At 52.0% G+C, this 24282-nt stretch carries 12 protein-coding genes and 1 pseudogene; 7 read left to right on the top strand and 6 right to left on the bottom strand.

Annotated elements, in window-relative coordinates; genetic code table 11:
- The first annotated feature begins 70 nt into the window (after nt 1-70).
- Nucleotides 71-1162: a Gfo/Idh/MocA family protein gene (locus K3T82_RS08265; RefSeq protein WP_220193006.1), complete on the top strand. Its 1092-nt coding sequence runs from the start codon at nt 71-73 to the stop codon at nt 1160-1162.
- A 73-nt stretch (nt 1163-1235) separates the two neighbouring features.
- A complete protein-coding gene (locus K3T82_RS08260) occupies nt 1236-1988 on the top strand; it encodes an SDR family oxidoreductase (protein WP_220193005.1) in 753 nt (250 codons plus the stop codon).
- A 271-nt stretch (nt 1989-2259) separates the two neighbouring features.
- Here the strand turns inward: K3T82_RS08260 and K3T82_RS08255 are convergent, their stop codons facing one another.
- Nucleotides 2260-2670 (bottom strand): hypothetical protein, encoded by a 411-nt coding sequence (locus K3T82_RS08255; protein WP_220193004.1) that lies wholly within the window; start codon nt 2668-2670, stop codon nt 2260-2262.
- Between the two features lie 332 nt (nt 2671-3002).
- Here K3T82_RS08255 and K3T82_RS08250 point away from each other — a divergent pair, with 332 nt between their 5' ends.
- Complete coding sequence (locus K3T82_RS08250) at nt 3003-4544, top strand: amino acid permease (RefSeq protein WP_236031055.1); 1542 nt, start codon at nt 3003-3005, stop codon at nt 4542-4544.
- Between the two features lie 69 nt (nt 4545-4613).
- On the opposite strand, the gene K3T82_RS08245 is transcribed toward K3T82_RS08250, so the two are convergent.
- The 5 genes from K3T82_RS08245 to K3T82_RS08225 form a co-directional block, all read right to left on the bottom strand.
- Nucleotides 4614-6434 carry a dynamin family protein gene (locus K3T82_RS08245; protein WP_220193002.1) on the bottom strand — a complete coding sequence of 607 codons (1821 nt, stop codon included), beginning with the start codon at nt 6432-6434 and terminating at the stop codon, nt 4614-4616.
- A gap of 108 nt (nt 6435-6542) precedes the next feature.
- On the bottom strand, nt 6543-7526 hold the full coding sequence (locus K3T82_RS08240) for a diacylglycerol/lipid kinase family protein (protein WP_220193001.1): 984 nt from the start codon (nt 7524-7526) through the stop codon (nt 6543-6545).
- A 191-nt stretch (nt 7527-7717) separates the two neighbouring features.
- Nucleotides 7718-10327, bottom strand: a complete 2610-nt coding sequence (gene alr, locus K3T82_RS08235; RefSeq protein ID WP_220193000.1) for an alanine racemase — start codon at nt 10325-10327, stop codon at nt 7718-7720.
- Between the two features lie 181 nt (nt 10328-10508).
- Nucleotides 10509-11666 (bottom strand): DNA-processing protein DprA, encoded by a 1158-nt coding sequence (dprA, locus tag K3T82_RS08230; RefSeq protein WP_220192999.1) that lies wholly within the window; start codon nt 11664-11666, stop codon nt 10509-10511.
- A 26-nt stretch (nt 11667-11692) separates the two neighbouring features.
- Complete coding sequence (locus K3T82_RS08225) at nt 11693-13174, bottom strand: peptidase MA family metallohydrolase (protein ID WP_220192998.1); 1482 nt, start codon at nt 13172-13174, stop codon at nt 11693-11695.
- A gap of 847 nt (nt 13175-14021) precedes the next feature.
- Between K3T82_RS08225 and K3T82_RS08220 the strand changes: the two genes are divergently transcribed.
- From K3T82_RS08220 to dnaK, 4 genes and pseudogenes are all read left to right on the top strand, one after another.
- Nucleotides 14022-17135 (top strand): transglycosylase domain-containing protein, encoded by a 3114-nt coding sequence (locus tag K3T82_RS08220; RefSeq protein ID WP_220192997.1) that lies wholly within the window; start codon nt 14022-14024, stop codon nt 17133-17135.
- 492 nt (nt 17136-17627) lie between these two features.
- Entirely contained in the window at nt 17628-20672 is a 3045-nt protein-coding gene (locus K3T82_RS08215; RefSeq protein ID WP_220192996.1) for a transglycosylase domain-containing protein, read from the top strand.
- A gap of 297 nt (nt 20673-20969) precedes the next feature.
- Nucleotides 20970-22024 (top strand): annotated as a pseudogene (gene hrcA / locus K3T82_RS08210) (heat-inducible transcriptional repressor HrcA).
- Nucleotides 22025-22282: 258 nt separating this feature from the next.
- Nucleotides 22283-24175, top strand: a complete 1893-nt coding sequence (gene dnaK / locus K3T82_RS08200) for a molecular chaperone DnaK (RefSeq protein WP_220192993.1) — start codon at nt 22283-22285, stop codon at nt 24173-24175.
- Nucleotides 24176-24282: the final 107 nt, after the last annotated feature.

Genomic DNA, 24282 nt, shown 5'->3' with positions numbered 1-24282 from the left:
CTGATCCTCTTGCAAGTCCGCAGGCGGGAGCAACAACATTGTCCAACTAGAAAAGGTACCTGTTAATATCATGGCTGATTTACAACTTAAAGACCGTGTGCGTGTCGGTGTCGTTGGGCTCGGGTTCGGTGGCGAAACCATTCTAAAAGCATACAAGCAAATCCCCAATGTCGAGGTTGTGGCCCTGGCAGGGCTTGAAGAAGATCGTCTTGAACTGCTCGGTGAGCGCTTCGATGTTCCCCATCGCTATCGCTTCTATGAAGAACTATTGGAGCGTGACGATCTCGATGCTATCAGTATTGGTGTTCCCAATTTCCTGCATGCTCCCATCGCTATAAGTGCCCTTGAGCGCGGTTTGCACGTGCTCTGTGAGAAGCCTCTGGCGCACAAGCTTGAGGATGCTGAGGCCATGGTCGCGGCTGCGACAAAGGCTAATCGCGTTCTCCAAGTTGTCTTCAATCATCGCGAACGTGGCGACGTAACCACCCTCAAGCGTTACATCGAAGAAGGTAAACTTGGTAAGATTTACTATGCAAAGGCTTACTGGATGCGCCGTCGCGGCATTCCGGGCCTTGGTTCCTGGTTTGTTAACAAAGAGAAGTCAGGTGGCGGCCCCTTGATTGATCTGGGCGTTCACGTGCTGGACTTCGCGCTTCACCTGCTCGATGAGCCAGATGTGAAGACCGTTTCCGCGACTACTTATGGTGAACTTGGGCATCGTGGCCTGGGCTTTGATAACAATTCCATCAAGCATGAGAATACCAATGCGTATAATGTAGAAGATCTGGCGACGGCCTTTATGCGCCTCTCTAATGGGGCCACGCTATCGCTTGAATGCAGCTGGGCAACCCATAGCAGTTACGGCGATGACTATGGTATCATTCTCTATGGCACTGAGGGTGGCGCTGAGATCAAAGTCCAGAATTATTCATATGGGGATACGCTGCGTATCTATACTGATGTCGCGGGTGCGCCCTCTGTCATCAGCCCGAAGACCACCAATGGAGAATTCCATCTCGCGGTTGCGCGTCAGTTCATTGCCAATATTCAGGGTGGGAACTGGGCGCTCCATAATGGGACAGATGGCCTGCGCCGCTCACGCATTATTGACGCCTGTTACGCCTCTGCCCGTGAGGGCCGCGAGGTCGCATTCGACGTCTAATGCGATGGAGGGGTTCCCGATCCAAAAAGCGGGAACTCCTCTAAACTCAATTTTGTGAAGGAAAACCCTATCTATGCAAACTGCCCTCATCACCGGTGGCTCGCGTGGTATTGGCGCGGCCGCGACGCTGGCTCTTGCCTCACGTGGCTACAATGTCCTCTTCACGTACCGCAATAAAGCAGTACGCGCGGAGGAAGTCGCGACCAGTGCGCGTACGCACCATGTCCAGGCCGAGGCTCTTGGCTGTGATATTACTAATTCCCAGGATCGGGAGCGGCTCTTCAACGCCCTGCGTGAGCATTTTGGCTCTCTTGATCTGCTGATCCTGAATGCCTCAGGGGGCATGGAGCGCGATCTGCTGGTCAGCAATCCTGAGTATCCTATGCTGATTAACCGTGATGCTCAGGTGGCCCTGCTAGATGCTGCGCTTCCGTTGATGCCTCGCGGCAGTACAGTGGTCTTTGTGACCAGCCATTGGGCGCACCTCTATGGTCGTGTACAGCAGATCCCTCATTACGAAGAGGTTGCTGCCTCCAAGTATGCTGGCGAGCAAGAGTTACGTGCGCGCATGGCAGAATTGGAAGCGCGTGGTATCCGCTTGCTGGTCGTGACTGGTGATCTTATTGAGGGCACGATTACCCCCAAACTGCTTGAGCGTGCAGCCCCTGGGCTGACGCAGGGCCGTCGCTCCTCGCTGGGCGCTCTGCCCACCGCCGACGAAATGGGCAAGATCATTGCCGCCAGCGCTACGGACACAACTCTCCCCGCCGGGCACACTGTCGTCATTGGCGGTTCCCTCGACGAACTCCTTTCAGCCTGGACCTGAGTTTTCCTGCCAATTATCTCCTCTTTATAAGAGCTCCTTTATAGAGATATTAGAGACATGTGAGCGATCCGGGTTTTGAATCTCAAAACCCGGATCGCTCACGTTCGTTTCTGTCTGGATAGGCTACACAACATTTTGTACAGTGTGGGGGGATATGAGTGTAAGACTTCAATTGGCTATTTTTCAGCCGTGCTTGCGTGCTCATTGTTTGCAACAAAACATGCATTTCTTGCCCACTTGATCTTTGAAAACAGATGATGAGTCAGGTATACTAAGAAGTATCATTCGAGGAGGATTTGCCCACCGTTGCAGTTATGCTCACAAGCTGGTCTAGCGCGAGGCGATGACTCCAATCCACAAGAGGCCTCTGTTCTATCAGCAGGTCTCGATGCTGGGAGGCATCATGAAAAAGTGGCAGTTCTTGGCTCTGGCTGCGGCGGGCGTCGTGGTCGGTGTTCTGACCAACACCACCACACACCACGCGCTGCGAGAGCGCAACCTGGCGCGCTACAGTGAGGGCCAGCTGCGGAAGACGCTCTCGGACCTCTCGGACCTGCCTCTGGGCTCGGAGGCCCAGGACATGATCGAGAAGGCCCTTCAGGCTCGCCCCGAGCTCCCGGGCCGGCGCACGGTCGGAGAGGCAGTGAGGGACATCGTCTCGCTGCTCGACCCCCGGTAACACAGGAGTACCAACTGCCCAGGCAGAGGAGGGCCACGCCTACAGGCGTGGCCCTCCGCCTTTCTATGGGAGGTAATTCGGTCGCAGAGATCGTTTCTGTGTGGCGATTTATCTTTTGAGTGGCTTTCTTTGCCGCTCATATAGGCACATACAATTGCTTAGAGGCTCATGTCTAATCGAGAGAAAGCCTGGAAGTACTATGCCTTACCTGTATGATAGTAATGGGAGGATGTGTACTTTGCATCCTCTAAATGGTGGATGGGAGGCTAGATATTTGATAGTATCCACTCTATTCACTTCAAGGCATAATCTGGATGGGAGGTCGCTTTCCTCGTATGAATATCTTTCGTACCAAGTCCGTAGAACAATCGATTCGAGACACTCAGGAGCCAGAGCATCAACTTCGCAAGACGCTTGGACCTATTGATCTGATTGTCTTTGGTATCGGTGTTATTATTGGCACTGGCATCTTTGTCCTGACCGGGACTGCTGCGGCTAATTACTCTGGCCCTGGTATCGCTATCTCCTTCATGGTGGCTGGTGTGGCTTGTGGTCTGGCTGCGCTCTGCTATGCAGAGTTCGCGAGTTCCGTTCCAGTTGCTGGAAGTGCTTATACCTATTCGTATGCTGCTCTGGGTGAGTTCATTGCCTGGGTCATTGGTTGGGACCTGATCCTGGAGTTCCTGGTAGGGGCCTCAACGGTCTCGGTTGGCTGGTCGCAGTATTTCGTCTCGATTCTCAAGAGCCTGGGTATCTTCCTGCCCGGCGTAATTACAGGCAAAGCAGCCTTATTGCCGGGCTTGCTTCCTGGTTTGCGTCTCGATCTACCCGCAGCTATGATTGCCCTGGTCTTGACCGCTATCCTGGTGATGGGAGTTCATACTAGTTCACGCTTTAATCTTGTGGTTACCATCATCAAGCTTTCTGTTGTGGTCTTCTTTATTGTCTTTGGCATCTTCTTCATTCATCCTGCCAACTGGACACCCTTTATTCCGCCCGCGCAGAGTGTCGCTGGTAAAGGGGTGTTAGAGTCGCCCTTCTTACAGTTGATCCTGGGTTTCCCGCCTGAGGTCTATGGAATTAGTGGCTTGATTACAGGAGCGGCTATCGTCTTCTTCGCCTACATTGGTTTCGATATTGTTGCCACAACGGCTGAAGAGACGAAGAAGCCACAGCGTGATATGCCTATCGGTATCCTTGGCTCTCTGGCAATTTGTACCACCTTGTATATCATTGTTTCGCTTATTATGACTGGTATTGTCTCGTACAAGCAGTTAAATACTGCCGCGCCCATGGCGACAACCTTTGAGATTATCAAGCAATCGTGGGCCGCTGGTCTGGTCTCTGTAGGGGCCATCTGTGGCTTAACGGCTGTGGTCATGATTCTGATGCTGGGGCAGAGCCGCGTCTTCTTCGCCATGAGCCGGGATCATCTCTTGCCTTCCTGGTTTGCTAAAGTGCATCCTCGCTTCGGTACACCCTATCGCATCAGCATTGTTACGGGCGTGATCGTGGCCACGATAGCTGCCTTTACGCCGATTGGTGATCTAGCGGAACTGGTCAATATTGGGACGCTACTGGCCTTTGTGCTGGTCTCAATTGGAGTGCTGGTCTTGCGTCGCACTCAGCCCAATATGCATCGGGCCTTTCGTACTCCTGGTGTTCCAGTTGTGCCAATCCTGGCGGCTCTTATCTGCCTGGGGTTAATGCTTTACCTACCGTTGATTACCTGGATACGTTTTGCTGCTTGGCTGGTACTTGGTATCATCATCTATTTCCTCTATGGCGTGCACCATAGTCGGCTTGCTCGGGAGGAGATCAAAGAGATTGGGAAAGATACTCTGCTCGAAGATAGTACCGCGACAAGCAGTGACTAGGTCGCCTGCGGAGTCCGTAAAAGCTGGGAGCGTTGAGTGATGTCAAACACTCAGCGCTCCCAGCTTTTGTTATTCCGCCCGTTTGGGTTGTGCGACTGCGTGTGGAACTGCCTCCTGGACCACTTCCTCTGTCTTTGGTTGGGGACCCTGAATCTCTATGCGGAGAACGTTGATGTCCTTCTCTATCCTGCTCAGGCCTGCCTGTGTTGTCTCAACGCGCTTCTGCTCAGTGCGCACAAAGCGCGTATAGGGGGCGATAGAGTCGCGTACACGCTGCATAGAGTTGTGTAGTTCGCGCCTGAATTGCTCTTGCATAACGTTGTGTAGACGCTTACGCAGTGCCGCCATCTTGATCTCAAACTCTTGCTTGGCCTTCTTGCGGCGTGCCGGAATGATGTAGAGCCCCAGGCTGAGCAGGACCGCGCCTGCCAGAATACCACTGACATCTGCCGCTGCCGTGCCTACTAGGGCGACAATCGCCGCGCCCAGTCCAATGCCACCCGCGCCCGCGATAGCTGCCTGGGTTACTGAATAGCGTAGGTCTTGCGATAGCTGTTCCGCTTCCGCTTGCCGATTGTAGCTCTGAACGACGTTCTGTGCCTGCCTTGCGACTGCCTGGAGCAATGTTCGCCTATTATAGTCGAACTGTCGGCTGATTGCGCCAATCATGTTTTCGTCGTTGCGTACGCTGGTTTGGCGTCGACGATCCAGGTACTCCATGATATTTTGCCAGAGCCGATGCTCTTGCTCGACCATCCAATCAATGAGTTCTTGCACACCTGCGTCGATGTGTGCCGCGCTATCGCCAGTTACCTCTTGCTCAAACTCGTGGCGAATACGCTCGCTCTTGATCAGATCGAAGATGCGCCCAAGACGGATCGTATCATCGAAGAAATTATTGCCACGTACCTGCATGTTCAGGATGATGTTCTCGATTTCACCCAGGCGGTGTGAGAAGCTTTGTTCCATATCCTCGCGATAGACTTCAAGTTGCTCTTCAATGGTCTGGACGGTGCGTGCGTCTTCGGCTAGTAGCTTGCTGCGCTGTTCTACTGCCTCTTGCGCTTCTCCCCAGATGCGCTGCATTACGCCCAGTGGACTCAGGAACTTCAGGCGAATGCGCTCCTCGGCATCAAGCGTCTGGAAGAGGTATTCTTCCAATTTGCCAAACTGGCTCTCATTCCACAATGCGATGGCCTGGGTGCCTGTTTCCTGCTGCGCCTGCTGCGCCTTGAGCACTGAGAGGGGAAAGATCTCTGGTTGAAAGCCTAGCAGTTGTTTACAGTTGTCGCGCACAAAGCGGACGAGCTTCGCCAGATCGCCTTTAACGCGTAGGAGATCAATTTTGTTTAAGATAATGATGATCTTCTTACCCCAGGAGCGAATACGCTCTAGAAAGAGCCGCTCGCTTTGTGTAAAGGGTCGATCTACTGAGGTAAGGAAGAGGATTAGGTCACTACGAGGAATGAAGTCTTCTGTTAATTGCTCATGCTCACGCAGCACAGCATTAACTCCTGGGGTGTCGACGATGCTGATATTCTGCAAGAAGTCAGCCGGGTAGCTGATCTCCTGGACTCGTGTTTCACGTTCATGAATTGTGCGTTGTTCACCATAGCGGAGGATCGCGATCTGGCTGGTGGTAGGGAGTACGCCCTCTTCCATGACTTCCTGGCGTAAAAGGGTGTTAAGCAACGCTGATTTGCCAGAATTGAATTCTCCGACTACTACCAGCAGAAACAGATCTTCTAGTGAGGAGGTCACCTGACGCAATGTTTCGGCATGGGCATCTGTGCCTACGAAGCCTGCCAGACAGGCTTGAAGCTCGGTGGCGATGCGGCGCTCCTCCTGAAGTATTTCCTGTTGTCGCTCATGTAATGCTGCTTTTGGCATTTCTCTCAGTATCCTCTCGCCTACGTGGAAACTTCAATCGTACGGATTCCTGACTACATTATTATAGGAGGGGTAAAAAACGTTGGTGGCGAGTTATTGGCGTACTTTTTATTCCATAGGATCGTGCGCAAAGATATCGATCGGTCCTTGCTTTGGCACGATGACCTTGAGTGCTTGTGGAATAATCTTAAATACTGTTGCATTCTCGCCGTGCTTCTTTGTGAAGCTGAGGGGATCACCATCAATCTGAATGGCGATAGCGTGGCGTGTCTGGACCTGTAATTCCCGGCACTTTTCGTAGCGCACCCATTGCCGTCGCCGATGACGATGTAAGAGCAGGTCCAGGGTGACCAGGACGGTACTTAAAAAGCCCTGACTACGTACAATGCAGACATCGAGTAAACCATCATCACATTTTGCCTTCCAGGTATATTTGACGGCACCACCGTAGAGCTGTGTGTTGCCAACGACAATTTGCATAGCGTGAGTTTTGATCTCCTGCTCGCCATCCAGAATCAGATGTACACGAAAGCCTTTATACGTGAGCGTCTTCCAGAGCCCAACCAGGAGATATCCCAGTATGCCTAGCCTCTTGGCGGATTTTTTCTCTACGGCATGCGTAACCTCGCCATCCAATCCCACTCCCGCCATCAATAAAAAATAATTGTCGTTGACCTGTCCCAGGTCAATGCGACGGGTGACTCCATGCAGGAGTACGTCTCGCGCCTTGGTGTTATCTAGTGGGATACCAACTTCCCTGGCCCACACATTTACGGTGCCGCTGGGCACTGTCGCAAGCGCGGTCTCGCTATTCGCCAGCTCTTGAATCACTTCATTAATGGTTCCGTCGCCGCCAATCGCGACGACTACATCCTGCTTTTGCTCAACTGCTTCTCTGGCGATACGCCTGGCGTCGCCTTGCTGCTGTGTAAGTTCCAGGCGCGCCTTCCAACCATGTTCCTGGAGAAAGCGTACGGTGGTTTCGATCTGCTGTCGATTATTGATATAGCTTCCCGAGGTTGGGTTGGCGATCAGGATGGCGCTAGCCTGTCGTGGGGTCTGGGTATGTGATGCGAGTAGCTCTCGTTGCATGGGTGTATCCTTGGCTATATAGTTCTGTTCAGCTTACCTGGTTGATGACGCATGTCCGTTCTCTATATAATACGTCTTCATCACATCTCAAGTTTTGTTTATTGTTGAGCAATTGTGCCGCGTAGGTCAGCAATACACTTTGCGGCTAATCTTATTGTTCTACAGCCAGGATTCAGCGATCCCACTCGCCGCTAATCTACACGTGGCACCCGGGCCAGGATCTCAGCAACGACTTCGTAGTTGATGGTTCCCAGGCGGCGTGCAACTTCTTCTGCGGTTAACTGGACTTCGCCCTGTTTCCCGATGAGTACTACTTCATCCCCCATGCGCACCTGGGGAATGGCACTCACATCAATCATGCATTGATCCATACAAACACGCCCGATAATGGGCGCTTCCTGCCCATGAACTAATACTGTCTCCCAATTACGCGGGGCGCGTCTGAAGCCGTCTGCGTATCCTACTGGTAGGACGGCAACGCGTGTCGCCTGTTTGGTGATGTAGGTGCAGCCGTAACTGATGCATTCCCCTGCTGGAACCAGTTTGACCTGCGCGATCTGGGTCTTGAAAGAGAGAGCGGGGCGAAACCCTTCAGGTACGCGAACTTCTTCCGAGGGGTCCAGGCCATAGATGGCGATTCCCGGTCTGACCATATCAAAGTGAGCTTCAGGTAGGCTCAGGGTAGCAGCGCTATTGGCGGCGTGAACAACCTTCGGGCGTAAGCCTTCGCGTTCAAGGGCCTCTAAGATTTGTTGGAAGCGCGTTAGCTGTGTGCGCGCATAGGTCTTGTCGCTGGCATCAGCGCTGGCAAAGTGGGTGTAGATACCCTCGACTACCAGCCCTTCCAGGTTGCGCGCCTCGCGTACCAGCGCCAGGATCTCCTCTTGCCGTTCGCTACGGATACCTAGTCTTCCCATGCCGGTATCAACCTTGATGTGAACATGTACGGATTTGCGAAGGGCTTGCGCCGCACGCGAAAGAGCCTGTGCTGATTCATTGCTATATAATGTTAAGGTCACACCTAGTTGTACGGCTTCACGCATCTGCCAGTAGGGAATATAGCCGAAGATAAGGATTGGTGCGTCGATACCCGCATCGCGGAGCGACTCGGCCTCGCTCAGAGTGGCGACTCCCAGCATACTTGCTCCATTGTGCAGGACGGTGCGTGCAACCTTCATTGCGCCATGTCCATAGGCATCGGCTTTCAGGCTGATCAAGATTCTGACCTGTGGTCCAACAATTTCGCGTATCCGACGTACATTGTTACCGATGGCGCTCAGGTCGATTTCGACCCAGGTTGGTCGCTCGGTTTGTAGAACGATGATCTGTTTCCAGCCTAGGGTCTGTCGTATTAAGAGCTCCTGGGCTTCTTCGGGCTTTGCCATAAGCCGCTCGCTGACACGTTCCATGCGTGTCGCCTCGGACCCCTTGATCAGGACCACATTGCGTCCAGCCTCTCCTTCTCGTCCCAGTATCTGCCGTGCGATCTGAGCTGCGTCCTCATGTGTCGAAACCAGTTCTATCTGCTCGCTCTTCATCCCGGCGCGCCTGGCCGCTTCCGCGATCATCGCTGTGCTCTCGCCGCGCAGGATCAGGTAGTCTGTGCATTGTGCCGCCAGCTTCCCGACGTGTTGATATGCCTCATCCTGGTAGATTCCCAGGTTGAGCATTTCGCCCAGGATCGCAATGCGTTTGCCTCCTTCTGGCAGGAGTTCATTGAGGGTGTGCAGACCAGCTAGAGCGGAGGCAGGTGAGGCATTGTGGGTGTCGTCAAGGAGTCGCGACTCGTAGATGCCTGCCAGGGGGAGTAACCGTCCCTGGAGCGGCTCTAGATGCTCAATGGCCTCAATCACCTCTTCTCGACTCATTCCACAATCGCGTGCGACACGGTATGCAATGAGCATGGTCGCTACATGGTGTCGGCCAATCAAGCGCGAAGCCAGAGTAATTGGAGTGTCTGCCTCCTCGTCTCCTGGAATGTTGAATGCGAGTCCTTCCCAGCCTACGTGAACCTTCCCTGCGTCAATAGTCGCCAGTCCAAGTGGTTGAATGCGAGTTGTGTGTTCTCCGCGCTGGTAGTCCTCAACCAGGGTCAGAATGCGTTCATCTGTGTCGTTAAGCCAGAAGACGCCATCAGGGGGCAAGCTGTACAGCAGTTCGCCAAATTCTTCCGCCAGTCGAGCCTGGGTGCCAAAATATTGAAGTTGAACGGGCGTAATATTGGTCAAGACGCCAATTTGAGGTTTGATGAGGTTACACAGGTCTTGTAGCTCGCCTGGGTGGTCACACCCGAGTTCCAGGACTGCGTATTCATGATGTGGTTCTAGCCTGCCTAACGAGAGGGGGATGCCGAGCAGATCATTATAATTCTTCCAGCTACGGAAGGTCGCGTAATTGCGCGCCAGGATGCTGGCAATGGCTTCTTTTGTGCTAGTCTTGCCAACGCCGCCCGCGACCGCGATAATTGTTGGTTGCCAGCGCTGTAAGATGTCGTGGGCGTAGGCTTGGAGCGCTTGCCGGGTGTCGTCGACAACAACGGTTGTAATCTGGTTTAGTCTCTCAAGTTTGTCAGCACTCAGCTCGCGTAGCCTCTGCTCTTCGATTAGCAGCCCTGTCGCTCCCCGCTCAATCGCGTCAAAGATGTAATCATGCCCATCGCCGCGCTCTCCGCGTACCGCGACAAACATTTCGTCGGGTAAGAGTTGGCGTGCGTCATGACTAAATCCCTGAAAACGTGTTTGCCGTTCTTCTCCGAGTATGCTACCCTGTGTTGCCGCCAGCAAGTATGCGAGCTGTATCACGTACAACCTCCGTCTATCAAGCCTGCTTATTTTTATTGGCCCTTCTCTTATACCTTCCGAGCCCACTCTTCTATTCTACCTGCTCTCCTGCCAGTTGTTACTAGCAATAGGTGGAAAGTCAGTATATGCCTATGTAAAGGTATGGTATTGCCTCTATATCTTAATTTTGATTATCAGGTCTTTAAAGTATGATATAGCTCATCCCACCCATATCTTTTACCATACCTTTTAGCTGCATGATTGTTAGTGTTGCGGTGACATTGTTGGCGGGTAGATCTGACTCGCGAATGATCTCATCGATGTGGCGTGGCTCTTGGCTGAGTAGAGCTAGTAAGACTTCCTCCTCCGCGTTGGCAGGAAGTGCTTTCTTGACCTCAATCTGCTGGGGAAGCATATGGATGTTGAGCCGCTCGATGATATCCTTTACATTCGTAACCAGATGTGCTCCCTCCTGTAGCAGTTTGTTGACACCTTCGCCTCCCGGCGAAAAGATACTATGTGGGACGCCAAAGATCTCTCGCCCCTGTTGCAAGGCTGAGTTGGCGGTAATGAGTGCTCCACTTCTTGCAGGCGCTTCAGTAATAAGGATGCCCAGCGATAACCCAGCTATTAAATGGTTGCGTGCGGGAAAGTTGCCTGCATCTGGTCGTACTCCTAGCGGAAAGGCACTGATGAGTGCCCCCTGTCCGGATTCCACGATGCGCTTTGCTAGGGAGCGATTAGGAGGGGGATAGATGGTGTCCAGCCCACTTGCCAGGACCGCGATGGTTCTACCTCCCTCATCTAGAGCGGTGCTATGTGCGACCGTATCGACTCCCAGCGCCAGACCGCTAATAATTGTTACCTGGCCCTTGACAAGATCGCCTGTAAAGCGCTCAGTGACCTGTCGCCCATAGCTTGTCATGCGTCGCGTGCCAACAATACCCAGCGTACATTGCCGATCATCGTCATTAAGTTGTCCATAGATATAGAGCACAGGTGGCGCATACTCTAGCTGATTTAAGAGGGGAGGGTAATCCTCATCTTGCCAGGTAAGCACGCGAATACGTCGTTTCTCCAGTCGCTCTAGTTCTAGCTCTGGTTCGATCTTTGCGCGTTGATAGATGAACTTCTCACTTACCTTCTCATCCAGCCCAGCCTCCACTAGTTCGGTACGCGTGGCTCTCCAAGCCCTTCGCATGTCGCTCTCGAAATGGTCCTGTAAGCGGCGGAAGCGGACCGGGCCGATACCCATAACACGGCTAAAAGCGATCCAGTGCATAAGTTGTTCGAGTGGGAGTGAGTCAGAGGGGTAATAGTGTGCCTGACGATTTTGATCTTGCTCTTTGTTCCCTTCCATCTTCTATCCTCCGTATGTATGGTGCATTACATTTTATCTCTATTTGGTGGTTGATATTGTGAGTAGTTGGTCATGTGTGTGTTGAAATACTGCCGAAATGGCGGCTGGTGGGGAGCGAATGTCTCGTCGAGTATGTGTTGTGCCTGTTGTGCCACTAGCTGCTGCTCACGGCGAATGCGTACCTGTCGGCGGTAGACAAAGTAACCTGCCAATACTATTTCAGGCGAGAGCAATAAAATGATGCCTAGTGTAAGCAGCAAATTTCTTTGAAAGGTAGAAGGTTCTGGCATGGTTTGCGTGGCTGGCTGTGTACCCTGGTGTTCCTCATTGCCTGTGAGCGTGGGAGCTTGGTGGTTGGCGAGTCGCCATGCGTTCTCCAGGTGGCTGGTATCCGTCCCAAGACTCTGGCTCAAATCACCATCAAAGCTTTGTGAATTGTTTTGCATCGCCTGATAAAGAGCATCCATTTTGCGTTGCCCATAGGTTTTGTACATGTAGTCAATGAGATTCCAACTCTGAGCATAGGCGAGATATGCCTCATCTCCGTCGGCTGGAAAGCTGTCTGTGATATCGGTCAGGCGTAGTAGGGTGTGGCTCTTGAAGGCTTCGCGTAGCTGAAACGACATCTCGCCTTCGTGATACTCTTGATTGTAGACCGCCAGACCTTCGTCGAACCAGCGTGGGATGTCCAGGTTTGTGGATGCGACCTGATGTAAGATTAGGTGCGTCATCTCATGAGGTAGGTCGCGAATCAAGGTACTATCCTGTGGATCTTCGACGACGAACATGCCCTGATTGATATTAGGGAAAGCGATGCCCCCAACCCATTCCTCAGTATCAGGTGGAAGTGCACTCTTAAATGTCTTGCGATCCTTGTAGATCCAGAGTGTGATTGGTCTGTTGGGACCCTTCCCCAGGTTTTGGGTAATGGTCTTGAGCGCTTTCTCTACATTTGTCTGGAGTGCTTGCGTTGTTGCTTCATTATTATTGTAGGATTTGATCTGTACCTTGTTCTCATCGCTCTCTTGCCAGTTATAGCGCGTATCGTTTACCTGGAAGCTCCTGGTATCACTGGTATGGCTTCCCCCTGCGCTATCACTTATCTCCCAGTGATAGGTTACGGGAGTTCCAGGTGGCAGAAAGTTGCGTTCTTTGAATGTTTCATGCCAACTCAGATGTACTATGGCTCCTGGTTGAGAGGCGACAACGGTATGTTGTTCTTGTTCGTTTCCCATTGGTGTCATGATGTAGAGCGTGGCCTGCGTAATTGAGCCGCCAGCGTCCCGTGCGCTTAGTTGAAAATCGATGCTTTTAGGAAAATCGATCTTTTGCGTCTGAGAAGTTACTGTGATCGCGTCTTGTATCTCATAGCTCTTCGCCATAACCAGCGAAGCGTTGCTTGCCAGTATCAGCAGGCCCATTCCCAGGCAGAATAAGAGCCTGTTCAGAACATATCTCTGTCGATTGCGATCTCGATTGTGCGGAGTCCCTGTGGCACCTGGATGCATAAACCGGCTGGCTCCTCTCACCATGCTCAAGACTCGTTAATTGAAATATACCGTTCCCCATTATACCTGATGCTGTCGAGTTCTGTATGCATTTTCCCCTTTTCTTCCCATATCATCATGTGTCATGTGGTGCCTTTGCGTGAAAACTCAGGCATTATAACTTCTCATGTTGTGCTGCTCTAACATATGATTTAAAGTAATTAGGCTGCATGCATTAAAACAATTATGTAGTTGTCAATTTAAACTATCAAATAGCATTGATTATCACTTTTCTTAACAAAATTATTAAAGAATTTCTTTGGAAGGGCTGCAATCTATTTCTTGAATTTAGAAGAGTTTACAGCAGTGGTCAATTCATTACCACATAGTCATTTAGTCCTGTTTCTCATAAATGTTCTATACCGTACCGAAAGGCGACCATGCCAGCTAGATTAGTACCATCCTCCTAAGGTACATCCTGATATACGCGCTGCGATCTCTTATATTAAATATTGTCAATGTTGATTTTGCGTGTATTGCCAGTATACAGGTGGGCTATCTCGTTAAGGTGATGGCCCTCTACCGTCCTTATAGGTGATTGGCAAAACTCGAGATGTTTATGTTACCCTATGCGCAGACATGGCGGTGATCGGTTGGGGAATGGACAGGAAGACGTCATAATAATTCTGCAATTGTTTGAGAAATGGCGTTATTTCTTGCAGCTATACAAATCAGCATATATGCATATAAATAGTAATGGTGCAAATTGTATCAAAAGGTGTGTAATGATTGACCTTTGTCAGATCCCTCTCAGGTACTCGACGCTTTGCATTGCTAGACAATTGTCGTCGAGCAAGAAAGGAGGCATATGAGTAATTCCTGGAATCAGCCAGATACCAATACAGACGCCGTACGTGACCAAGGATCGGTCAAGAAAACAGGAGGCTTGCTGAGTAATTATCGTCAGCAGCAGCCACCGCTTGAGCAGCAATCACCAGCGCTCGGACCTGATCCGCTCGCCGGTCGTAGCCCTCTACGATCGCCTGCCCGTTCTGGCCCGCCCTCTCAGTTTGCGCCGCCTACGGGTAGTTTGCGGAACCCTTCATCGCAGTTTCTACCGTCGAAGATGCCGGCGAAATCCCAACAATTACGGCCATCGCAATCTCCTCAGCCTGCACCGCAACGCTCTGCGGCCCCTGCATTTCAGCAGCGAGGATGGGCCTCCAATGCTATGCAGTTTATGAAGCAGGTCTCGGGTAAGATGACTGCGTTGGGACGCAATCGCTACGCGCAACCTGAGCCGCCGATGTCGCTCTATCACCCACAGCGCTCTCAAAACCCGCTTCCTACTACCCAGGACCTGCCTCAACTCGAAACACCCTGGAAGCGCTCACTAAGCACGCGCGTCGCGTATAAGATGCGCCGTCGTCGTGATCGCTGGCAGCGCTCGAAATTTGGTATTGGTAGGATCGCTGGTATTGCCGCCATCATTCTGGCAACCATTGGTCTGATAGGCGGCTCCCTAGGTGGCCTCTACAGCTATAACTATTACCAGCAGCAGTCAACTCAGGTCTCGGGAATTGCCAACATGGCGAATCCTCAGACCACGCGTATTTATGACCGTAACAATCAATTGGTCGCTGAGCGTTACGATAACCAGAACGCGGGTAGCAAGGGGCGCTTGACTCCTGTTTCCTATAAGGATATCCCAGAGATCTTGCAGCAAGCCCAGGTCGCAGCCGAGGACCGATCTTTCTGGGATAACGCAGGTATCGATCCGCAAGGTATCTTACGTGCCTTCTCATCTGGCAATGGTGGTGGTAGTACTATCACCCAGCAGGTAATCAAGAACCTGTCTGGGCAGGACCAGGGGACCTATACGCGTAAACTGGTCGAGGCGACTCTGGCGTTGGGGATGACGCAGCAGTATCCCAAGTGGAAGATCCTGGAGATGTATTTCAATAGCGTCCCTTATGGGACCCAGGATCTTGGGGTCGAATCGGCTGTGCGTGACTATTTTGGCTTGCAGCCTACTTGCGATAAGAACTTCAAGTGTACGCCAGCGGTTGCTAAGCTTAACATTGATCCCAAAACGCATAAGGAGAATCCTCTTGTGGGCCTAGCGCGTGCCTCGCTACTGGCCTCAGTTCCTAATAATCCAACACTCTTTGATCCAACCGTTAGTGAGACTACGCTTGCTAAGGTTCTGGAACGTCAGAAGTATGTGCTTGGACAGATGAAAGCAGTGGGGATCACTGTTGGAGGTAAGCCGCTGGATGACGAAATGATTCAGCAGGCTGAGAAGCTGACCGCTTCCTGGAAGTTTAAGCCCTATACTCCGGTGAAGAAAGCCCCGCACTTTGTCGACTGGGTGACGCTTCAGGTTATTCAGATGCTTGGGCATGGCGATGATCAATTAGGTGCGCGCCTCTTCCTGACCGGTGGCTTCAACATTCGCACCACCATCGATTCAAACTTGCAAAAGTACGTTGAGAATGCCTCAAAGTACTTTATCACCCAGCCGACATATCAGAAGTTCGGTAGTTATGCTGGAAGTTATGCCACAGTAAATAAAGACTTGAACCTGAATGATGCCGCTGTGGTCGTGATTGACTCGAAGACGGGCGAGGTGCTGGCTATGAGTGGCAGCATCGATTATTATAACCCGAGTGGCAGTAAAAAGGTCGGCGGTAACGTCAATGTCGCGACCAGCGTGCGTGGTCCTGGTTCGACCTTCAAACCTATTGTGTATGCGACAGCCTTCCAGATGGGTTGGAACCCTGGCATCATCTTGCCAGATATCCGTACATACTTCCCCAATGGCAACTCCGCTGGTCTGCTCAACACAGCGGAAGGGAACTATTCTCCTACCGATTACGGTGGGAAGCCAAATGAGATCGCTGGCCCACAGGCGACCATACGTGAGTCTGTCGCCAATTCATTTAACATACCAGCCGTGAAGGCCATGACTTACGCGGGTCTGCCCAATGTGTTTAACAATGCTCGTATGATGGGTATCACAAGCATCGATAGCGATATGCAAAAGCGAGGGTGTGATCGTGATAAGCCTCTGACGTGCTATGGCCTAACACCAGTGCTTGGTACGGTGGATATCACGCCGTTGGAGATGACCAGCGCGTATCAGACCTTTGCCAATGATGGGGTGCATATGCCCTACCAGAATATCCTGGATGTCTGGGATAATTATGGACATAACCTCTTCCATCAGGATGTGAGCAAAGTGAAGGGCACACGGGTTTTCTCCAGCCAGGTCAATTATCTCATGACCTCGGTGCTGGCCGACGAGCCATCGCGTCAGAGGGAGTTCCCAGGTGACCATGACCTCTCGTTTTACGATTGGGACCCTAGCTGCCCAAGCTCAGTGAAGACCTACATTTCCTGTAGCACCTATCAGGTTGGTGCGAAAACAGGTACTACCGACTCGTTTAAAGATAACTGGACGATTGGTTATACGCCGAGAGCGACGGTAGGTGTGTGGGCTGGTAATGCCAATGGTAGTAACATGGCTGAAGGTGTGGTAGGTATCACTGGTGCGGCCCCTATCTGGCACGCGGTGATGGAGTTTGTTTCGGGCCGCCCCTGTGCTGATATCAATGCCGCGATGCAGACGCAGATCTCTTGCCCAATCTCGCGGTTCGATCCCAAGAAAGCAGGCATGACAAGTCCGACCACCTTTACGCAGCCATCTGGGGTGTCACGTGTATGCACGATGTCAGCGACTGATGGTCTAGCTGGCAGCGGCATCTGTGATTGGGTCATTGATGGTCAATCTCCCACCGTACCAGGTGTTACTACGCCTACGGTGCCGCCATCGACGACAACCAACAACAATGGCAATGGCAATGGCAATATGAACCAAAACAGCGATCAGGGAATTGGCAATCCGCAGGATGTGAATGGAGACCCTCCATCACCGGTTGAGGGCTTACCACCATCCGACGACGGGACCCCCATTCCGTAGCTAGTAGTTTCCATTTCAAGGGCAGGCTGGTCTTCTCCAGCCTGCCCTTTTCTTTATTGCTCTTACTGCCATACTCATCAGATTAGTACTATTAGCGACGATACACTGTGAGATAGCTCCTTTGATTTGTGATATGAACTAATGTCAATAGATATAGTGCGTTTATTGCCTGATTACCAATGGCTCCTTTCGTTAACTTGTTTGTTCTGATCCGTTCTTATAGGTAATTAGGGGAATTGTGGAGGTTTGAGAGGATATCAGTAATGGGGTCATGGGTGGCTGGGAAATGCATAGAAATGCTAGTAGAATACCTTCTGAGATTGTAGTGAGAAGTAGAAAACGTTTTTTTTGGACCGCATACATTGAAATCAATGAATATTTTGGCGCAGCGCTATCGCACCAGGTGCAAAGTGGTAATTACCTGTAGGATAGTTCTCGTGAGCTCAAATCGATGCACTATTCATAAGCTGCCGCCGGAAAGAAGGGGAGCATATGAGTAACTCCTGGAATCAGCCAGATACTAATACTGGCGCACCTCCAAATCAGGGACCGGTTAAGAAGGGCGGTGGTTTGCTGAGCAGTTATCGCCAGCAGCAGTCACCGCCACTTGAACCGCAGTCGCCAGCGCTCGGACCCGATCCGCTTGCTGGGCGGACGCTCCAGCGTCCTGCTCCAGGTTCTGGCGCACCCGCGCAGTTTTCACCAATTCCGAGCAACCCGAGAAATCCATCATCGCAATTCCTGCCAACGAGGTCTCAACAGCAACAGCCGCCGCAGGCTCCCTCGCCGCAAAGTTTCGCTCCGGCGAGTCCGCAGCAGCAAGGCAGAGGCTTTGATATGATGCGGTTTGTAAAGCAGGTCTCGGGTAAGATGAGCGCGATGGGACGCAATCGCTACACGCAACCTGAGCCGCCGATGGCACTGTATCATCCGCAGCGTCCCCAGGGCATGCTTCCTACTATCCAGGATCAGCCCAAAGGAAATACTCCCTGGAAACGTTCGCTAAGTACACGTGTGGCGTATAGGATGCGTCGTCGTCGTGATCGCTGGCAGCGTGAGCAATTTGGTATTGGCAAGATTGCTGGTATTGCCGCCATCATTCTGGCAACTATTGGTCTGATGGGTTCCTCCCTGGGTGGCCTCTACAGCTATAACTATTACCAGAAGGAGTCAACCCAGGTCTCAGGGATTGCGAACATGGCGAATCCTCAGACCACGCGTATTTATGACCGTAACAATCAACTTATCGCGGAGAGCTATGACCAGAGTACGGGCAGTAAGGGCCGCCTGACTCCTGTTTCCTATAAGGATATCCCAGAGATCTTGCAGCAAGCCCAGGTTGCCATTGAGGACCGCACCTTCTGGGAAAATGCCGGTGTTGATCCACAGGGCATTCTCCGTTCCGCTGTGACTCGTAGTGGTGGTGGTAGTACCATTACGCAGCAGGTGATTAAGAACCTGACTGGAAATGATCAGGTCGATTACACACGTAAACTGGTTGAGGCGACTCTGGCGTTGGGGATGACGCAACAGTATCCCAAGTGGAAGATCCTGGAGATGTACTTTAATAGCGTCCCTTATGGGGCTCAGGATCTAGGCATCGAATCAGCCGTCCAGCATTACTTCGGCTTGCAACCTACTTGCGACAAGAAGACCTTCAAGTGTACGCCTGCCATTTCAAAGCTGAGCCTCAACTCCAAGGGCAAAGAAGATCCTCTCCTTGGACTGGCGCGGGCCTCGCTACTGGCCGCTATTCCTAATAACCCAACATTATTCGATCCTTCCATTAACGAGGATACATTTAAGGCCGCCCTGGGACGTCAGAAAGACGTGCTTAATAATATGCTGGATATGGGGACGGTCACCGTTGGCGGCAAGCCCCTGAATAATGACATGATCCAGCAGGCAGAGAAGCTCACTGCTTCCTGGAAGTTCAAGCCTTATACTCCGGTGAAGAAAGCGCCACACTTTGTTGATTGGGTGACAAATCAGGCCGTACAGATGCTTGGGCATGGCGATAATCAATTGGGTGCGCGCCTCTTCCTGACTGGCGGCTTCAACATTCGCACTACGCTTGATATGACGCTGCAAAAGTACGTTGAGAGCGCCTCCAAGTACTTTATTACCCAGCCTTCCTATCAGAAGTTTGGTAGCTTTGCTGGAACCTTCGCTAGGTTGAATAAAGACCTGGGGGTCAATGATAGTGCTGTGGTTGTGATCAATGCCAAGAATGGCGAAGTTCTGGCGATGAATGGGAGTGTCGATTACAATAAGCCGAGCGAGAATAAAGAAGTAGCGGGACCCGTCAATGTAACGACCTCTACGCGTCAGCCGGGTTCGACTTTCAAACCTATTGTGTATGCGACCACCTTCCAAATGGGCTGGAATCCTGGCATTATCCTGCCTGATATTAATTCCTATTTCCCAAATGGCGGCTCGTCAGGCATAAAGAACGATGATACCTATCACCCCACCGATTACGGTGGCAAGGCCAATAACATTGCCGGGATGCAGGCAACGATTCGCCAATCGTTGGAGAATTCGTTCAACATTCCTGCCGTCAAGGCTATCACCTACGCCGGTCTCAATAATGTGGTCAACAATGCTCGGATGATGGGCATTACTGGCATTGATGCCGAAGTGAAGGCTAGGGAAAACGATCCAGATATTAGATGTAAAGGGCTCTATACTTGTGAGGGCGTGAGTATGGTGCTGGGTACGGCTGGTATCACACCGCTAGAGATGACGAGTGCCTATCAGACCTTTGCTAATGATGGAGTGCATATTCCCTATACAAGTATCCTCGATGTCTGGGACAATTATGGGCATAACCTCTTACATCAGGATACCTCAAAGATAAAGGGGACGCGCGTCTTCTCCAGCCAGGTCAATTACATGCTGACTTCTGTGCTGACAGACGAACCCTCTCGCGCTCGTGAGTTCCCTGGCGACCATGACCTTTCGTTCTATGATATGGAGGGCAATTCCTGTGGTCAGAGCCCACCCTATCCGAGTTGCACCAATTATCAGGTAGCGGCGAAAACAGGTACCACAGAGAACTTTGTTGACAACTGGGCGATTGGTTATACACCGAAAATTGCCGTTGGTGTTTGGTCAGGCAACGCTAATAGTAAGCCTATGAATGATGGGGTGGTAGGTATCACTGGTGCTGCCCCAATCTGGCATGCGGTCATGGAATATGCCTCGGGTCGCTCCTGTGCAGCGATCAATGCCTCTATGCAAGCTCAGATTAGTTGCCCCAAAGATGTCTATAATCAGACCGCAGTTGGTTTGAAGGGACCTACGACGTTCGAGAAGCCATCAGGGGTGAGCATTTCCTGTAACCTTTCCCCAGTTGATGGACTGGCAGGGAGTGGGCAGTGTGACTGGGTCATTGATGGTCAGTCGCCAACAGTCAAGGGCGTGACTCCGCCGAAGGACACGGATAATCATGGAGGAGGTGGCAAAAGGAGGCGTCCTGGCGGTTTCAATGATATGCTGTTGCCTACCAAAGAGGATGTGCCTCTCGTACCATAGCTTTAGCGACTTCTTTGCAGGGCAGGTTGGTTTCTCCAACCTGCCCTTCTCTTTGCTTTCCTCGATGAATCATCGGCATCAGGAGGTTTCTCATCTTCTCTCTGCTGCAAAGTGCTTTACTTCTGTGCTGAAACCCTTTATATGTAGGTCTTGACAATGTACCCCGACGAGTGCTATTCTTTGTTTGCAGTCTCACGTCGAGACTGCTAGCAATCAGAGTTGACAAGCATTGTATCATCCTACATATCACGCTGTGATGTCACGGACCGGTGCCTGTTGACTATCGAGGGCCGTTCCATGACACCTTTGAGTCAGCGCAAGCAACAGATTTTGCGGGCATTGGTCGAAGAATATATTCATATGGCAACACCTGTTGCGTCTGAGACGCTTGTGCGCAAGTATGGTCTGAAGTTTAGTTCCGCTACTGTCCGCCACGAATTAGCTGGTCTGGAGGAGGCGAACCTGATCTATCAGCCTCACACTTCCGCAGGGCGTGTCCCGACTGATCTGGGCTATCGCTATTTTGTCGAACATCTGATGCGTGAGTCGGCACTATCACTCGATGAGCAACGTCTCATTCGCCACCAGTTTTACCAGGTGCAAGACCAATTGGATCAGTGGGTACGACTGACTGCTTCGGTAATGGCGCGTCTACTACATAGCGCGGCAATTATGACGCCTCCTCGTTCCAATGAGGGGAGCCTGAAGCATTTTGAGATTCTGGCGGTAACAGAACTGGCTGCTCATATGGTTCTGGTGCTGACGGATGGTTCAGTGAAGCAGCAACGTTTGTTGCTGGATCGACCCATTCGCCAGGAGGAATTGAGTGCTATGTCGATGCGCCTTAATGAGCTATTCGCGGAGCGAAACGCTTCCGAGATAGCCGCTCTGGCGACCCAACTCGATTTCACACCAGTGGAGCAGCTTGTCACGCATACGATCTGCCGTATTTTGGAACAGCATGGCGACCTCTTTGGCGATGTCTTCTATCGCGAGGGGGTGATCAATATTCTGGAGCAACCAGAATACAGCCGTTTAGGTCCAGAGGCTGTACGCAACGAACGTATGCGTAATGTTCTTGAGGTGCTGGAACAGAATCGCCTCTTACCCGCGCTTGCTACACATCTGCGCTCACAACCGTCCGATGGGGTCCAGGTAATTATCGGGGCGAGAACCAGTGGGAAGAGATGAAAGATGTCAGTTTAGTCGTAGCACGCTATGGTCAGGAAGGCAAAGTTGGCGGTCTGCTCGGTGTTATTGGTCCAACTCGCATGCAGTATGACCGCGCTATCGCCGTCGTGCGCTATATGGCTAATGTTATGAATGAACTTCTATCCGAGCTCTATGGCTAAAGGCGCTCAGATAATTGAGCGGCAAGTTCTTTGGCATTCGCTAACGCTACCAGTTGGTGGTCAGGCGAATGAGAAGAGTGCTCTGAGGCATTCGGCAATGCTGCCAAGTGGTGGCTAGCTGCGCTCAGCCGAATGAGCAGAAGGCTCTAAGGCATTCGGCAACGCCGCCAATCGGTGGCTAGCTGCGCTCAGCCGAATGAGCAGAAAGCCCTAGATTTCGTTTTGATGATTATACAAATTGCTTATTAGGAGGCAACCGTGCCAAAGGTAATCGGTATCGATCTGGGAACCACAAACTCTTGTGTTGCTGTTATGGAAGGCGGCGAGCCTGTCGTTATTCCTAACGCTGAGGGTGCTCGAACTACCCCCTCTATTGTTGCTATCAACAAAAATGGTGAACGCCTCGTTGGTGAGGTCGCGAAACGCCAGGCTATCACCAACCCCGAACATACAGTCTATTCCATCAAGCGCTTCATGGGTCGCAAGTTCGATGATCCCGAGGTCGACCGTGACAAGCGTATCGTTCCCTTCAAGGTCGTCCGTGCCAACAACGGCGACGCCTGGGTTGAGGTCCAGGGGAAGCAGTATAGCCCCCCGGAAATTTCGGCCATGATCTTGCAGAAGCTGAAGTCTGATGCCGAGTCCTATCTTGGTGAACGTGTAACACAGGCCGTGATTACCGTTCCTGCCTACTTTAACGATGCACAGCGCCAGGCTACACGCGATTCGGGCCGCATTGCTGGTCTCGAAGTCCTGCGTATCATCAACGAGCCGACAGCGGCTTCTTTGGCCTATGGCCTCGATAAAAAGAAAGATGAGCGTATCGCGGTCTATGACCTTGGTGGCGGTACCTTCGATATCTCTAACCTGGAACTGGGCGATGGCGTCTTCGAGGTGAAGAGTACCAATGGCGATACACACCTTGGCGGTGATGACTTCGACCAGCGCATCATCAACTGGCTCGCCGATGAGTTCCGCAAGGAGCAGTCCATCGACCTGCGCCAGGATCGTATGGCCCTTCAGCGCTTGAAAGAAGCTGCTGAGAAGGCGAAAAAAGAGCTGTCTAGCTCCATGCAGACGGAAGTCAACCTGCCCTTCATTACCGCCGATGCCAGCGGTCCTAAACACCTGACCATGACTCTCTCTCGCTCCAAATTGGAGCAGTTGACCGAGGACCTGGTTGAGAAGTCCCGCAAGCCGGTAATGCAGGCGCTCTCTGACGCCAGTATGCGCCCTGGCGATATCAACGAGGTTGTCCTGGTCGGTGGTCAGACGCGCATGCCTGCTGTACAGGCCCTGGTACGCCGCATCTTCGACCGCGAGCCTCATCGTGGCGTCAATCCTGACGAGGTTGTAGCTATCGGCGCAGCCGTACAGGCTGGTGTCCTCACGGGCGACGTCAAAGACGTGCTGCTGCTTGATGTGACCCCGCTGTCCCTGGGTATTGAGACATATGGTGGTGTCTTCACTCGCCTAATCGAGCGTAACACAACCATCCCAACCCAGAAGAGCCAGATCTTCTCGACTGCCAGCGATAATCAGCCTAGTGTCGAGGTGAATGTGCTCCAGGGTGAGCGTGAGTTCGCCAAGGATAACCGCTCGCTTGGTAGCTTTATCCTGGACGGTATTCCACCTGCTCCTCGTGGCGTTCCCCAGATCGAGGTGACGTTCGACATCGACGCGAACGGTATTGTGAACGTCTCCGCACGTGATAAGGGAACCAATCGTGAGCAGAAGATCACCATCCATCCTTCCAGCGGCCTGAGCAAAGAGCAGATCAATCAGATGGTCAATGATGCCGAGGCTCATGCCGCCGATGACAAGCGCCGTAAAGAAGAGGTCGAGGAGCGCAACCAGGCCGATAGTGTGGCCTATCGCTCTGAGAAGGCCCTCTCCGAGCTTGGTGATCGCCTCAGCTCTGAGCAGAAGGGTGAACTAGAGTCGAAGATCGGCGATGTGCGTGCCGCACTCGCGACCGATGATATTGAGCGCGTGAAGTCCTCTCGCGAAGCTCTCGAGCAGTCCTTCTACAAGATCAGCGAGTCCATCTATCGCCCCGGTGCCGAAGCGGGCGCGACCGCTGATACCGGAGCGTCTCAGGGAGAAAGCGCCACCGATGATACCATCGAGGGCGAATACAAAGAGATGTAATAAGGCCCGAGGGTACTACTCTAGCAGTAGTACCCTCCCCTTCTTTCTTCCTTATCCTCTACATTCTGACGCGAGAACCGATATTACTAATGAGGCTAGCATTCAGG

The sequence above is a fragment of the Ktedonospora formicarum genome (assembly GCF_016587355.1).
GTDB lineage: Bacteria > Chloroflexota > Ktedonobacteria > Ktedonobacterales > Ktedonobacteraceae > Ktedonobacter > Ktedonobacter formicarum.
This window is presented reverse-complemented; position numbering and strand designations above follow the sequence as displayed.

What these genes read in the sequence shown, in the direction of transcription:
- K3T82_RS08220 (WP_220192997.1), top strand. Translation starts at nt 14,022, where the DNA reads ATGAGTAATTCCTGGAATCAGCCAGATACCAATACAGACGCCGTACGT.
- K3T82_RS08245 (WP_220193002.1), bottom strand. Translation starts at nt 6,434, where the DNA reads ATGCCAAAAGCAGCATTACATGAGCGACAACAGGAAATACTTCAGGAG.
- K3T82_RS08250 (WP_236031055.1), top strand. Translation starts at nt 3,003, where the DNA reads ATGAATATCTTTCGTACCAAGTCCGTAGAACAATCGATTCGAGACACT.
- K3T82_RS08215 (WP_220192996.1), top strand. Translation starts at nt 17,628, where the DNA reads ATGAGTAACTCCTGGAATCAGCCAGATACTAATACTGGCGCACCTCCA.
- K3T82_RS08265 (WP_220193006.1), top strand. Translation starts at nt 71, where the DNA reads ATGGCTGATTTACAACTTAAAGACCGTGTGCGTGTCGGTGTCGTTGGG.
- K3T82_RS08240 (WP_220193001.1), bottom strand. Translation starts at nt 7,526, where the DNA reads ATGCAACGAGAGCTACTCGCATCACATACCCAGACCCCACGACAGGCT.
- dprA (WP_220192999.1), bottom strand. Translation starts at nt 11,666, where the DNA reads ATGGAAGGGAACAAAGAGCAAGATCAAAATCGTCAGGCACACTATTAC.
- K3T82_RS08260 (WP_220193005.1), top strand. Translation starts at nt 1,236, where the DNA reads ATGCAAACTGCCCTCATCACCGGTGGCTCGCGTGGTATTGGCGCGGCC.
- K3T82_RS08225 (WP_220192998.1), bottom strand. Translation starts at nt 13,174, where the DNA reads ATGCATCCAGGTGCCACAGGGACTCCGCACAATCGAGATCGCAATCGA.